This window comes from Pedobacter suwonensis (assembly GCF_007833675.1).
GTDB lineage: Bacteria > Bacteroidota > Bacteroidia > Sphingobacteriales > Sphingobacteriaceae > Pedobacter > Pedobacter suwonensis.
Genome location: NZ_CP031708.1, coordinates 2921927 through 2936413, shown reverse-complemented (window position 1 = coordinate 2936413; position 14487 = coordinate 2921927). Strand labels below are relative to the sequence as shown.

The window sequence follows — 14487 nt, the reverse complement described above, 5'->3', positions numbered from 1 at the left end:
CCTGAGTCGACTATGGACTAAAGACTTAGGACTCAGGACTAAATCCGCTGTTGTGCCTTTAGTGCGAGATATTGATTAATTACATTTACGGTAAGCTTCTGTGGTGGGGTAAGAATAGCCAAAATGCCATGTTTGTTCAATTCTTTAACCATCAGCTTTTTCTCGTAGATAAATTTCTCTGCGATGGTTTTGTGATAAATGCCTTCTACATCTTTAGCCGGTTCTGTACTTAATCCTTTTAATTCGGTATTTTCGAAAAATACAACCAGCAATAGGTGGTATTTAGCAATTCTTTTTAAAAAGGGTAACTGACGTTGCAGGGCTGATAAACTCTCAAAATTGGTAAAGAAAACCAGAAGGCCACGCTGTTTTACAACGGAACGGACTGTAGTGTACAGGGCTTCGAGATTGCTTTCAAGATACCTTGTTTTTTCTTTATAAAGTACATTCATAATGCTGCCCAGCTGCGAGGCCTTACGGTCAGCTGGTACGATCGATCCGATCGTTTCCGATAAGGTAATCAGGCCAGCTTTATCTTCTTTGAGCATGGCTACTTTCGAAAGCGCCACGGTAGCATTGATGGCATAATCAAGCAAGCTTAATCCTTCAAAAGGCATGCGCATCACACGCGATTTATCAATGATACAATAAATATGTTGTGATTTTTCATCGACATAGGTGTTCACCATTAAACTGCTTTTTCTTGCAGTGGCTTTCCAGTTGATCGTGCGGATGTCGTCGCCCCCGACGTAATTTTTAATTTGATCAAATTCACTGCTTTGTCCGATCTTTCTGATCTTTTTAATCCCAAATTCAGTTAAATAACGCGAGGCTGCCATTAGTTCGTATTGGCCGAGGTTGATAAACGACGGAAAAACAGGTAAAATTCTGGCGCCATCAAAATTATAACGCCTGCTAATCAAACCTAACGGCGAACTGATATAGGCCCTGATAAATCCGAAATCATATTCACCACGTTTTGTTGGACGTAAATTATAGTGAATTGATTTTATTTCTGCAGGTTTTAAATGGAGTTTAAAATCTTTATCGCGGATCTGGAACTGAAAAGGTATCTCGTCAATTACCCTTGCATTTACCAAAAAGCCATAATCATTTTTTATTTCGATCTGTATCGGGTTTTCATCGCCGTTACTTAACCGTTTAGAAGTTAGTCTTCTGGCTTCAATGCCATTGTTAATACGGTATAGAATAAAAATATCAATAAAAAATAATAGGATAACCGCACCTGTTGCAATTTCAGGAATATCACCTAGCCACTGAAAAAAGAACTTCAGCAAAAAAAGTAAAATGCAGCATCCTAAAGCCGCGAATAAACGATCGGTCAGGAATAGGTTGCTATAATATTGCTGAAAGAATTTTTTCAATGTTGTTTAATCGGTTAATTGTTTAAATCGGTTAACTGGTAACTGCAAACTGGCAACTGACTTATCTCGGTACCTCAATCTTTTTAATGATCTGATGTATGATGTCGCTTGTCGTTAATCCTTCCATTTCCTTTTCAGGCGATAACAATACCCTGTGCACCAATACGGGGATCGCAACCGCAATGATATCATCAGGTGTAATAAAATCGCGGCCCTGGATAGCGGCAAAAGCTTTTGCGCTATGTACGATGGCTAATGATGCCCTGGGCGAAGCACCTAAGTAAAGCGATGAGTTGTTACGGGTTTCGCTTACAATTCTGGCAATAAATTCCAGTAACTTTGGTTCTACAAACAAACTGCGGATCACGCTTCTGGCTTCCAGTATCTGCTGAATCGATAATACCGGTTTTACTTCATTCAGCAATGTTTTATTAACCAGGCTATGTTGTGCCATTAAAATTTCGGTTTCTTCCTCCAGTGAAGGGTATTTGACTTCAATTTTAAATAAAAAACGATCTAATTGCGCTTCGGGTAAACGGTAAGTGCCTTCCTGCTCAATAGGATTTTGGGTGGCCAAAACCATAAAAGGTTCATCCATAAGGTAGGTTTCTCCATCAATAGTTACCTGGCGTTCTTCCATCACTTCGAAAAGTGCAGACTGGGTTTTGGCTGGTGCACGGTTAATTTCATCAACCAAAATAATATTACCAAAAATCGGCCCTTTTCTAAATTCAAAATCTCCTGTTTTGGTATTAAATATCGGAGTTCCTAAAACGTCAGAAGGCATTAAATCAGGGGTAAACTGTACCCTCGAAAATTGTGCTTCTATGGATTTGGCAAGCAATTTTGCACTAAGTGTTTTCGCTACTCCGGGTACGCCTTCAATTAAGATGTGCCCGTCGGCAAGCAAACCAACAATTAAGAAATCAATAACTTGTTTTTGTCCGATAATGATATTTCCAAGTACATTTCTGATCTGAATTACCGCTTCATTTAAGGCGCTTAAATCGGTACGTGGGTTAAACTGTTCTTGTTCCATTGCTTTGCGTATTTTTATAAAACTGTTCTATGCTTTCGTTTAAATAAATCAATTGGGTATCACTTAAGTTGCCCATGGTTGGTGTTTGTGTAATATGATTGGTAATGGTTTTGGCCAATGCTTCGTTAATACCTGTTTTCTCCATCAGTACCTGCACAAATTTGCCGTCAATTTCGTTGGTTTTCAGATAATATCTGGTTCTTAAATATTCCAGAAAATAGTTGATCTTTTTTAAGGCGATATCAAGGTTGTTGCGTTCGTGGTAATAAACGCTGCCCACTACATAAACAAAAGCCAATGAAGAATTGGTAAGCGGATCGGCAATTGGAATTATTCTCTGACGGCGCTTCATATCGTAAAGCACGAAGATGATCAGGCTGAATATGGCCAGGTAGTAGGCATATTTGAGCTCAGGATGTTGGAAAAATACCCTGAGCATATCGGTAGTGGTGGTTTTTTGTGCAGTAAAATACTCATCAATGATGAGCTGCTGAGTTCCTTGTAAATAACTTAAGGTTTTAGCGGCGTATTCTGCACCGTATTTATCCAGCAGATTAAAATTAGTGTAAAAACCTGGCTCCGCAATCAGGTACAGACTTCCTTTACCATAGCTGTAACGGACAAAGTTGGGATTGCCATCTCCGTTCACACCGAGTACAGTAGCCTTATTGGTATCGATTTTATCATAATATTGGCTGCCAATTCCTCTTGCAAAGCCGTAGTTTGCCTCCGTTTTTAGGTTTTGATTGGTGAAGTTCAGTGTGCGGCCCTCTGCTGACATGGCGCTAAGTGCTTGAAGCTTTAGGTTTTTTCCTGTTTTTCCCAGGTCATAACTGGCGATAAAAACGTCATTACCGGTCTGCATGTATTTAACCAGCTGATCGAAATCTGTTTTGTTGATTTCTGCTTGTTGTGCAATAATTAAATATGCGGTTTTGTTAAAATTTTTGCCCTTTAATGTGTTGTAAATAGCAGTTTTAGATCGCTTTATTGTTGCCTTTGGTAAAATATCTTTTATTCGGTGGTATAAAATGTAGGTTCCATAAGGAATTTTATCCTTTACAGCATAGGTTGGAGCCCAGTTTGTTGGGGTGGGTTTGTTGTATTGGGCAACCAGGTACAAGAGGATCAGTATGGAACCAATAATCAGATATATTTTATAACCTTTCATTTGATCTGGCTGTTAAACTGATTAAACGATCGGTTAATAGGCTCAAATTTTACTTCATCAATAGGGAAATCGCCGTACCAGATGTAATCAAACTGTATGGTGAGTTTACTAAAATCATTTCTTAGTTCGGGCTTATCGATTTCCATTAAATAATGGTAATTGGTTTTATCAGGTTGCCAATGGATGATTTCGGCATCACTCAGTTTTTTTAATGCCCTTAAATATAGAAGCCTAACGGCCAGGCGGAATTTTCTCTCTGCAACCAGCCTTTGCAATTCCTGTTCATAATCTATGTCATGGATATTTTCGGTAATTACATCGTACGGAAGGATTGTGGCTTTAGATTTTTTCCTGAATATGTTCTCGGCCCCGATAACTTTGATTACGATAAATAAAATAAGTGCTATACCTAGTCCGATAAAAATATACCTAGAAATTAAATTAGAGCTTGCATCCTGAATTAAGGAACCGAATAAACGCCAGAACCACATCCAGAATTTATCCCACCACGACAATTGCTGTTCGCCGATTTCATCATATTGAAATTCTTTCTGTTCTTTATAACTACCAATGGAATCTTTATCGAATTTTAAAGGAGTAAGTTGAGTGCTATCCACCCTGATCTCTTTAATAACAGATTTAGGCTTAACGGTTTGCGCTTTGCTGATTACCGGAATAAAAAACAAAGCTGAAGCGAGAAGGTATCGGAGTATTGCGCGTTGCATTTTAATATTCTTCAGGTCTGGTATCAATAGGTTTTTCGGTATTGCCGAAATTAGAAATCCGTTCCATTAAGCCGGTACTTTCTTTTTGTTCAACCAAACTGAAATAGGATAATGATATGGTAATAATAGGGATAATGGTAAACACCTGGCATAATGACTGCAGAACCGTTGTGATCATGGTAAGTGTTAACGACATGTGGGGGCTTTCATGCGTAAACATCCCAATCATATTAAACAGGCTGGTAGGTAAAATAATCATGCTCATACAGGCATAAACAATAATCCATACCACGATCAGCGTGCCAAACGTAACCCAGAAATTGTCTTTAATGATATTAAAACTTCTACCGAAGGAATAGCCCAGTGAACCATTCTCAATCACCATTATGGGAAACATCATGGCCACATATGGGAATAACCAAAAGCCGGGCACGAGGCAAAACACAAAAGCGATGATCAACATCATGATTAACAAAAAAGAACTGCCAAAAATCCTGAAGAAGTAATATTTAAAGTATCCCCATACCTCGTCAGTAGTAGGTATTTGGTTACCTTTTTTTACGTAAATGGCAATATAAGAAAGTATGGCAACGCTCATACTGGTATAAGAGGCCAGAGAAAATAAAATAGAAAGAAAATATTCTATTCCGTATAATCCAGAAAAGCCTAAGCCATTGCTGTTTCTTCCATTGCCAATAGTATTGATAATATTAACCATTTTATATTGTTGCAATAACATGGTTAACATGCTGGCCAATACAAACAGTCCACAAAAGGTAAAATATATTTTAATGAGCGGCTTAAAATTTTGGCGTATAAAGGTAAAGGTATCATTGATCACTTGTCCGAAATCCCTTCTTTTCTTAAATTCAATTTTCCCTAGCATATTAATATTGCTTGTTATGATGGATTTTAATGGGGTAAATAAATATATACCAGATGATAAAAGCTGCAGAAGACAGTAAAATCAGTACACTTAGCCATAAAGGCATCCCGGTATGTCGGGTAACAAAGCTTTCAAAAAACGCAGCCACGATAAAAATGGGAATCAGGCCTATTACGATTTTTAACCCATCTTTTGCACCTTTTAATACAGAAGCCATTCGGGTATAGGTTTTGGGGAATAAAAGACTGTTGCCCAAAACTAAACCTGCCGCACCTGCCAAAACAATAGCCGAAATTTCCAATGTCCCATGAATCCAGATCACCAGAACTGATTGAAAGCCCAGGCCTTTGCTAAAAAAGAAATATTGGAACGAGCCGAGCATGATGCCATTTCTGAATAGGGAAACAACAGATCCGAAAGAAAATATGATGCCCAAAACAAAAGTGTATAGTGCAACAAAAATATTGTTAAACCCAATTTGTATAAACATCATGAATTCATTACTCTGCTTATATACGCCAAAAGGATCACCTTTTGCAATATTCTCGTTCGTCATATTTACATAGGCATCGCCCATAATCAAACGAACAAAAGTATCGTCGTATTTAGCCGATAAGGCGCCAATGGCGCAGGAAACCAAGAAAAATACCAAGGCATATAGTACCTGTTTTCGATGTTCGAAGAATATTAAGGGAAGTTCGGTTTTCCAGAAATGGATAAAGCGGTTCGATTTTTCTTTCTTATTTTTATAAACAGATTGGTGTAATTTGGAAGCCAGGCCATTGAGGTAGGCCGTAGTTTTCGAATTGGGATAAAACGTTTTTGAGTAGGCCAGATCATTGGTAATCTCGATAAACTGATTAGCCACTTCATCAGGACTTGCCTGTTGCATCGAATCGTAATGCTGCCACTTTTTCGAATTTTGTTTAACAAATAATGCTTCTCTCATTTAAAGGCGTTACCAAATCTTGGGTTAAAATAGCTAAATTTTTATGGAAATAAAACCCGATTTATTTCCATATGTTTTACCGGCAAATAAATATACATAGCTAAACCAGCGCTGTTGAAAATATAATAAATCTTTAGTTTCAAAAAATAAAGATTTCCCTGCAGCTATTATCTTAAAAAAAATTATGTTTGAATATGGATACCATCAGAATTAGCACGGCTCAGAATGTTGATATTGATTACGAGATTGCCGGCCTTGGAGAACGGATAGCTGCAAGATGTATAGACTTGGCCGGATTTGCAATTCTTGCTGTAATTACCCTGGTAGTTATGGGTGCTGCCCAGATGGCGATGTCTGGAATTGCTGCGATAATTATTTTTTTTATTTTCCTGGCCATTTTTGTTTTTTATGATCTGGTTTGCGAAATCACCATGGATGGACAAACTTTTGGAAAAAAAGCGCTGAAGATCAAGGTGGTCAGCATAGATGGTACACAGCCAACCTTGGGGCAGTATATTTTTAGGTGGTTATTCCGGATGATTGATTTTGGCTTTCCTTTTGGCTGGGGTGTCGTTGCGCTGGTATCGGTAGCAGTAACTAAAAATCACCAGCGATTGGGAGATTTACTGGCTAAAACCACATTAATTAAAACCAAGCCACGCACCGAATTGACCAATGTAGCATTTAGCTTTAATCTGCCTGAAGAATATGAACCGCATTTTAAGGAAGTACTGCATTTAAATGATCGGGATATAGAGCTTGTTCATGAAGTATTAACCAGCTATTATCAAACAGGGAATTCCGATTTAATTTATGCCATGGCGGCAAAAACCAAAGCCCATATTCTGGTAAACATTCCGGCAGGAATGAACGAATTGCAGTTTTTAGAAACGGTATTAAAGGATTATAACCACCTTACAGCTAATATGAGTGTTTAGCTAAAAAAACATTTTTTTCAAATAGCAGATCATTACAAAATTACCGACAAGGATAACCAATGTTTGAAAGATAAAGGAACGTTGTCTAAACTGAAATTTATACAATAATGCAGTTGAGATAAATAAAAACAGTAAAGGAATAGTAGGTGGATAAAGTGCCCAGCTTTTTGATAAATCGCCTTGGATCAGCGCAATAAAAGATCTTTGAAAGCCACAACCCGGACAATCGATTCCTGTTAAAGCTTTAAAGGGACAGGGGATTAAATGATTTTGCAGCCAATCAACCAGGTTGATTAAGCTGCAAAATATAAATATGATAAACATCCTAAAATTATACTACCGGTGGAGTATCATTGGGGTTATTATGATGATCAGTTGGTTTGTTGAAAGGATTGTTTGTGCTGTTAAAAGGGTTATTTGGATTGTTAAAAGGATTATTTCCAAAACCTCCATTTTGTGCTTCTGCCGCTGACGGGCCCAAGTATTTAGCATCTCCAAAACCTAAGATTGGCCAGAAAATGTAAGGGAAAATAACCATACCAACCGTAAAGCCTTCTGATTTTCCAAAGCTTTTGCTAACTAAGTTGTAAAGCCAGATGGCAAATACAACATTAACGCAAGGAATGATCAACCATAAAATCCAAATCATGGGTTTGCCAACAATTTCTAATAAAATAATTAAATTGTAGATAGGGATAATAGCTGCCCAGCCTGGTTTGCCCGCTTTTTCGAACACTTTCCACATGCCCACAATCATTACTACGATTATTGCAAGATATAAGATTGCAATACCGCCTCCAATGCCCGCGGCTACTCCGCTTGATTCATACTCGTTCATAGATTTCTGTTTTTAATAGGTGATTAATTTAAATTGTCGAACTAAAATAAATTTTTTAATTTAAAAACAGTATAAATGAGCGTTGAATTATTTCAACACAGCAAATACTTTGGGGAATAAAGCGCTAGCCCATTCGGCATACATTTTACCACTTGGGTGCAATCCATCGCCTGCTACCAGCGATGGATCAGTTGATGCATTTCTGGATGCGGGTGTGATATTGGTGTAGCTCACGCCGGCTGCAAGTGTTATTTCCTGATTGGCGGCGTTAAAACTATCAATTTCACTTGCAATGGTTTGTGTGCTTCTTCCGGAGTTTTTGCCAAAAGGAGTAGCACCCCAATCGGGTATGGAAACCACAAAAACCCTTGATTTATTGCCTCCTGCATAAGTAATTGCCGTTTGTAACAATTCTGAAAATTCCTTTTTATAGGTATTTAACGGGTAGCCCCGGTACTGATTGTTTACACCAATTAAAAGTGTCACAAAACTAAAGGTACCAGTTAAATTTTCGCTTTTAATGGCCGCCTGAAGCTCATTGGTGGTCCAGCCTGTAACCGCAATAATTTTAGGATTGGCTACAGTGAGGTTTTGAGCCTGTAATAAACCCTGAAGCTGATAAGGAAATGATTCTGCTTGCTTCACCGATTCGCCGATTGTATAAGAATCGCCGAGGGCTAAATAAGTAAAATTTCCTGTTCCTTTTGAAGGATTTGTAGCTGGATTGGTTGCTGGCTCGTTAATCATCGGGGCTTTTTTAGTACAGCCCGAAGTTAAGAAAGAAAATAAAATAGCGCTTAATAAAATCTTCATCACTCGATTTACGAAGTAACCGCCAACTTGGTTTTATCGCTACTAAACCAGCTTCATCTTAAATAATTTAGCTATATGGTTTTTCAGTTTGCCTTTCACTTCTTCCATATCCAGCTGATATCCTAATTCTTTGGCCAAAGAGGTTACCGCTTTATCATCAATGCCACAGGGAACAATATTTTTGAAATAATCTAAATCTACATTTACATTAAAGGCAAACCCATGCATGGTCACCCAGCGGCTGCAACGCACGCCCATAGCACATATCTTGCGTGCCTTTTCATTGTCGGCATCTAACCAGACCCCCGTAAAGCCGGGATAACGGCCTGCTTCTATTCCATAATCTTTTAAGGTAAGGATAACGGCTTCCTCCAGGGTGCGCAGATACAAATGGATGTCGGTAAAGAAGTTATCAAGATCAAGGATCGGGTAGCCTACAATCTGCCCTGGCCCATGGTAAGTAATGTCGCCACCCCGGTTTATTTTATAGTAGGTGGCTTGTTTATCTTTTAATCCCTGTTCATCCAACAGCAAGTTTTCGGGATGTCCGCTTTTGCCTAACGTATAAACATGCGGATGCTCGCAAAATATAAGATGGTTTGGCGTAGGCTTATTGGTGTTGTTTATCCGGTTTTCTGTTTTAATGGCCACCGTTTTATTGAGCAGATCTTCCTGTTTATCCCATGCTTGCTGGTAGTCTGTTAAGCCCCAGTCTGCAAAAATGGTTGGTTTTAAATCCTTGGCAATTGCTTTATCTGCTATCTCATTCATCTGTATGTATATTAAGAATTGCCGGCTACATAGCCCAACATGTATCCGTCTTTTGTTTTAAAGTAATTAATGGTCAACTCCCGCATACCCGAAGGCAGTTCCACAAGTGCATTTAATGAGCCTTCGTTTTTTAGCTTAAAAGGTTTAATATGGATATGTTGCTTAAATTCCAGTCCTTTTTTTCCATGCCACTTATAAATAGCCTCTTTCGCACACCAGGCTACATATAAGCCATCTGTGTTATCGCCAATCTGTTTTTGGGCAAGCTCCAAATCGCTTAAAAACTTGTGTTTAATGCTTTTTATTTTGTGTTTAATAAGTTCAATATCAATACCAACAGGGTGGTCCTTGCTAATCATTACGGCAGCATAATCATACGAATGGCTTAACGAAATATGGTAGTCAAAATTAACCAGATAAGGTTTACCATGTTCATCAAACTGGCAGTCGATATATTCTGTTGTATTCAACATAGTTCTCAAAAGCAACCTCGTGCTTAACCAGTGCAATAGCCTTTTGCCACTGTTTAGCGATGAAATAATGTCATGTTCATGCTGCTTAAGCTGCAGTCCGGCCAACAACTCTTCTTCTGTTTCCTCAATTTTCCAAATGGCTAAAACAGAATGCTGATCAATATTTTTGTGGTAAATTATTGGCATTGATTAAATTGGAGATTACATGCAAAATTATCTTAAATAAATGATAATTTAGGCCAAAAATACGTATAAAAATGATATTATCTGATAGCAGGATATTAGAAGAAATGGAGAAGGGAACAATCATCATTGAGCCTTTTAAACGCGAGTGTTTAGGAACCAACTCATATGATGTGCATTTAGGGAAATATCTGGCTACCTATAAAAGTCGCGTGCTTGATGCGAAGGCGCATAACGAAATCGAACATTTCGAAATTCCCAAAGATGGTTACATTCTTTACCCGGGTACCTTATACCTTGGTGTTACGGTAGAATATACTGAAACGCATGTGCATGTACCTTTTTTAGAAGGGAAAAGCAGTACCGGGCGATTAGGGATTGATATCCATGCCACAGCAGGGAAGGGAGATGTTGGATTTTGTAATACCTGGACATTGGAAATATCGGTAGCACAACCGGTAAAAGTTTATGCCGGAATGCCTATTGGCCAATTGATTTATTTTGTTGTTGAAGGGAACATTGAAACCATGTATAACTCAAAGGGTAACGCGAAATATAATAATAAAACCACCAGGCCGGTAGAAAGCATGATGTGGAAAAATAAATTCTAAACTATATTGTTCCGGGGATATATCTATTGTCAAAGCAGAAAGCTTGAAAAGACTGGTCCTCAAGAAGAATTGAGGCTGCCATGCGATACTGCATGCCCGCTTCCCAAACCACGAACCGCTTGCTTGGTGATTAAAAAAAGCGTCATTTTTTGGAGCGCAGGTTTAGTACAAAACACGGAGTTTCCTCCCGTTTTCCGCTTGTACGCTTCGCTGCCTCGTGCCTCGTTGCTGCAGGGTACCGCTGCAACCGGGGCTATTTGGCTAAAGCAGTATTGTATTTTTAGGGTTTCCATGTGCACAAACTTTTGTTCCTAAACCGATTGAGCGGAATAGCCCGGAGCGCAGCGAGGACTATAAGCGAAAGCGGGACTAGCGCCTCCCAGTAACCAGGAACCGCTCGTTTCCTGATAAAAAAGATGCAGCATTTTTTGGAGCGCAGGGTTAGTACAAAAACACTGAGTTTCCTCCTGTTTTACGCTTCGCTGCCTCGTGCCTCGTTGCTGCAGGGTAGCGCTGCAACCGGGGCTATTTGGCTAAAGCAGTATTGTATTTTTAGGGTTTCCATGTGCACAAACTTTTGTTCCTAAACCTGATTGAGCGGGACTAGCGCTGCCAAGAACTGCTATATGCTCGTTTCAAAGTGGTCCCGATAGAAGAATCGGGTGCATCTCCTTGCTGTCATTCTGAACGTAGTGAAGAATCTTTAATAAGTTGGTAACTTACACAATTAAAGATCCTTCGTTTCACTCAGGATGACGACTAAGAAATAGTTCAGAAATCAAGGATTGAATAATTGGCTGCAGCAATATTTTATTTTTAGGGTTTCAAAGGTGCACAAACCTTTCTTAAAGCCGGCGCTTGTAATTACAATCATAATGCTGTTATTCAATGAATAAAGCATTTTTGAAATGGTTAACTAAAAAATTAGAAGTAAAACTAAATTTCATGCTTACTTCATAAAAGTATGCCTTAGGTTTTGTACCTTGACACGTATTTAATTGTAGCCTAACCACATGAAACTCAAAATTACTCTCGCCATTAGTTTTCTATCTCTGCTTATCGTTTTTGGCGCATTTAAAATGGATGATGATCCGTTTAGTCAGCTTTTAAAGAAACTGGATGATTACACTTCTAAATATCCTCAGGAAAAAGTCCACCTTCATTTAGATAAGCCTTATTATGCCATTGGAGATGATATCTGGTTCAAGGCTTATGTGGTCAATACCAAAACTTCGGCACCTTCAGATATCAGTAAAATACTGTATGTAGAGCTGATTAATGAAAAAGATTCGTTAAAAAAGCAGGTTAAATTACCGATCATGGGTGGTATCACATGGGGCGATTTTAAGTTAACAGATTCACTTGCTGAAGGGAATTACAGAATCAGGGCCTATACTAACTACATGCGTAATTTTGGCACCGAATTCTTTTATGATAAGACCATTAAGATTGGAAATAGCTGGGCTAACAAAGTTTTTACAAAAACAGCTTACAGTTTTACGAAAGAGAACAACGCAGATAAGGTTACCGCAACCATTCATTTTGAAGATAAAAATGGTATTGCTTATAGCCAGAACGAAGTAAGTTATGATGTGCAGTTAGATTACCGCTCGGTTAGCAAAGGTAAAGTTAAAACCAATTTAACGGGTGATGCTGTAATTAATTTCACCAATAATCAGCCTTTTCAAAATAAATCCGGAAAAATTATCGCGACCATAACGCTCGATAATAAACAAAAAGTAATTAAATCTATCCCGATTACTTCAACCTCTAACGATGTAGATGTACAGTTTATGCCCGAAGGAGGTACGCTTGTTGAAGAGTTGCCGCAAAAGGTAGCCATTAAAGCGATTGGTTCCAATGGCCGTGGTGAGGATGTTCAAGGTAGTATTATAGATGAAACGGGAAATGAAGTGACCACTTTTTCCACCGATTTTCTGGGTATGGGAAATTTCGTGTTTAATAGTCAGCCAGGCAGATCATATTCTGCAAAAGTTAAGTTTAAAGACGGTTCCGAGAAAACAATCAAACTTCCGGTAGCGGTTAAGAGCGGTTATGCACTTTCAGTAAATGCTTTAGATACGGGTAAAGTAGTGGTTAAGATTATGGCTAGTGCCGATCTTACTAACGGGACTGAATTAAAAGTTGTTGCCCAGCAAGGCGGCAATGTATGTTATGGCTCTAAAGCCAAAATGGATAAACAAGTTCTGATAGCGAGTATCCCAAAAAAGAATCTGCCAACAGGAATTGTTCAATTTACTTTGTTTTCGGGCAGCAATCAGCCTTTAGCAGAACGTTTGGTATTTATCAATAACAAGTCGGAGTTAATTGATGTATCGCTTAATTCATCCGGTGTAGCAGGCTCAAAAAGAGGAAAAGCAGCTTTTACTTTCAATGCAGATAATGATCATAAACCTGTGTTAGGCAGCTTTTCTGTAGCGGTCACCAATGCCACAAAGGTTGCACCAGATGAAAACAATGAATCAAATATTCTTGCATCATTGTTACTTACCTCTGATTTGACAGGATATGTAGAGCAGCCCAACCATTATTTCTTAAAAGATGATCTTCAAACACAAAAAGAACTCGATAACCTAATGCTTACGCAGGGCTGGAGAAGGTTTCTTTGGAAAAATATCATCAATAATGTTGGTCCGAATATAACCTATAAGCCTGAACAGTCTATCACCATCAGTGGAACGGTGACGAAAGGCAATAAACCTGTGCCTGGTGGTAAGGTAATGCTCATGGCCACAAAAGGAACGATGTACATTTTGGATACGGTAACCAATGCCGAAGGAAGATTTGTTTTTGACAATTTAAGTTTTGGCGATAGTACAAAGTTTGTGGTTCAGGCAAGAACGAAAACAGAACGGAAATTTGTAGACATTAATCTTGATATTGTTCCCGGGCAGATTGTGACGAAAAATAAAAATGGAGCCGATGTCGACATCAACGTAAACAATACTTTAATGAAGTATATTAAAGAAAGCGATAACTATTTTAATGAGATGACCCGTTTGGGCCTGCTGGAGCGGACCATTAAACTTGAGGAGGTAACCATTACGGAAAAGAAAAATCCGGCTAAAAATTCATCCAACCTCAATGGAGCCGGCAGAGCAGATTTTATCATGACGGCCGACCAGTTGTCTACATGTGTTACCTTATCCCAATGTTTGCAGGGACGTTTGCCAGGGGTAATATTTAAAGGGAATGTGCCATACCTGATGCGTAGTCAGGATACGCCTATGGGAATTATTGTTGATGGAATGCAAATGGAGGCCGATTTCCTGGATAATGTTGTGCCGATGGACGTAGAATCTATTGAGTTGCTGAAAAGTATTGGCAATACGGCTATCTACGGTTCACGAGGGGGAGGAGGTTTAATTATTATCACCACTAAACGTGGTGACGGAGGCAGAAGTGTAAATAAATATGCACCAGGCATTCTAACACTTAATCCTAAGGGATTTACGGTTTCAAGAGAATTTTACTCGCCAAAATACGATACTGCAAGCCCTGAAAACAAGCCCGATTTAAGAACAACTATTTATTGGAACCCACAGGTTGTTACAGATAAAGATGGAAAAGCACAATTTGATTTTTATAATGCGGATGAGCCTGGAACCTATCGCGTAGTAGTAGAAGGAATAGATGCCGCGGGGCATTTGGCCAGAAAAGTTTATACTTATGATGTTAAATAGA

At 38.7% G+C, this 14487-nt stretch carries 14 protein-coding genes; 3 read left to right on the top strand and 11 right to left on the bottom strand.

Features of this window, described 5'->3' with window-relative positions; all coding sequences use genetic code 11:
• Positions 1 to 38: 38 nt before the first annotated feature.
• From DV942_RS11945 to DV942_RS11920, 6 genes are all read right to left on the bottom strand, one after another.
• Positions 39 to 1385 carry a DUF58 domain-containing protein gene (locus tag DV942_RS11945; RefSeq protein ID WP_145857757.1) on the bottom strand — a complete coding sequence of 449 codons (1347 nt, stop codon included), beginning with the start codon at positions 1383 to 1385 and terminating at the stop codon, positions 39 to 41.
• Positions 1386 to 1446: 61 nt separating this feature from the next.
• Entirely contained in the window at positions 1447 to 2424 is a 978-nt protein-coding gene (locus DV942_RS11940; RefSeq protein ID WP_145857755.1) for an AAA family ATPase, read from the bottom strand.
• Positions 2405 to 3595, bottom strand: a complete 1191-nt coding sequence (locus DV942_RS11935) for a DUF4350 domain-containing protein (RefSeq protein WP_145857753.1) — start codon at positions 3593 to 3595, stop codon at positions 2405 to 2407. The genes DV942_RS11940 and DV942_RS11935 overlap by 20 nt, the downstream gene beginning before the upstream one ends.
• Positions 3592 to 4320, bottom strand: coding sequence for a DUF4129 domain-containing protein (locus tag DV942_RS11930; RefSeq protein WP_145857751.1), 729 nt, complete (start codon positions 4318 to 4320; stop codon positions 3592 to 3594). The genes DV942_RS11935 and DV942_RS11930 overlap by 4 nt, the downstream gene beginning before the upstream one ends.
• A gap of 1 nt (position 4321) precedes the next feature.
• Complete coding sequence (locus DV942_RS11925; RefSeq protein ID WP_145857749.1) at positions 4322 to 5206, bottom strand: hypothetical protein; 885 nt, start codon at positions 5204 to 5206, stop codon at positions 4322 to 4324.
• Between the two features lies 1 nt (position 5207).
• A complete protein-coding gene (locus tag DV942_RS11920; protein WP_145857746.1) occupies positions 5208 to 6155 on the bottom strand; it encodes a stage II sporulation protein M in 948 nt (315 codons plus the stop codon).
• Between the two features lie 194 nt (positions 6156 to 6349).
• On the opposite strand from DV942_RS11920, the gene DV942_RS11915 reads away from it, so the two are divergent.
• A complete protein-coding gene (locus DV942_RS11915; protein WP_145857744.1) occupies positions 6350 to 7093 on the top strand; it encodes an RDD family protein in 744 nt (247 codons plus the stop codon).
• On the opposite strand, the gene DV942_RS11910 is transcribed toward DV942_RS11915, so the two are convergent.
• From DV942_RS11910 to DV942_RS11890, 5 genes are all read right to left on the bottom strand, one after another.
• Positions 7094 to 7417 (bottom strand): DUF2752 domain-containing protein, encoded by a 324-nt coding sequence (locus tag DV942_RS11910; protein WP_145857742.1) that lies wholly within the window; start codon positions 7415 to 7417, stop codon positions 7094 to 7096.
• A gap of 7 nt (positions 7418 to 7424) precedes the next feature.
• On the bottom strand, positions 7425 to 7931 hold the full coding sequence (locus tag DV942_RS11905; RefSeq protein ID WP_145857740.1) for a DUF5684 domain-containing protein: 507 nt from the start codon (positions 7929 to 7931) through the stop codon (positions 7425 to 7427).
• A gap of 87 nt (positions 7932 to 8018) precedes the next feature.
• Entirely contained in the window at positions 8019 to 8744 is a 726-nt protein-coding gene (locus DV942_RS11900; RefSeq protein WP_145857738.1) for an SGNH/GDSL hydrolase family protein, read from the bottom strand.
• A gap of 42 nt (positions 8745 to 8786) precedes the next feature.
• Positions 8787 to 9515 (bottom strand): lipoyl(octanoyl) transferase LipB, encoded by a 729-nt coding sequence (gene lipB, locus DV942_RS11895; protein WP_145857736.1) that lies wholly within the window; start codon positions 9513 to 9515, stop codon positions 8787 to 8789.
• 11 nt (positions 9516 to 9526) lie between these two features.
• On the bottom strand, positions 9527 to 10174 hold the full coding sequence (locus DV942_RS11890) for a 4'-phosphopantetheinyl transferase family protein (protein WP_090983784.1): 648 nt from the start codon (positions 10172 to 10174) through the stop codon (positions 9527 to 9529).
• A gap of 71 nt (positions 10175 to 10245) precedes the next feature.
• Here DV942_RS11890 and dcd point away from each other — a divergent pair, with 71 nt between their 5' ends.
• Both dcd and DV942_RS11880 read left to right on the top strand, forming a co-directional pair.
• Positions 10246 to 10782, top strand: a complete 537-nt coding sequence (gene dcd / locus DV942_RS11885; protein ID WP_090983786.1) for a dCTP deaminase — start codon at positions 10246 to 10248, stop codon at positions 10780 to 10782.
• Between the two features lie 1013 nt (positions 10783 to 11795).
• Entirely contained in the window at positions 11796 to 14486 is a 2691-nt protein-coding gene (locus DV942_RS11880; RefSeq protein ID WP_244950681.1) for a carboxypeptidase-like regulatory domain-containing protein, read from the top strand.
• Position 14487: the final 1 nt, after the last annotated feature.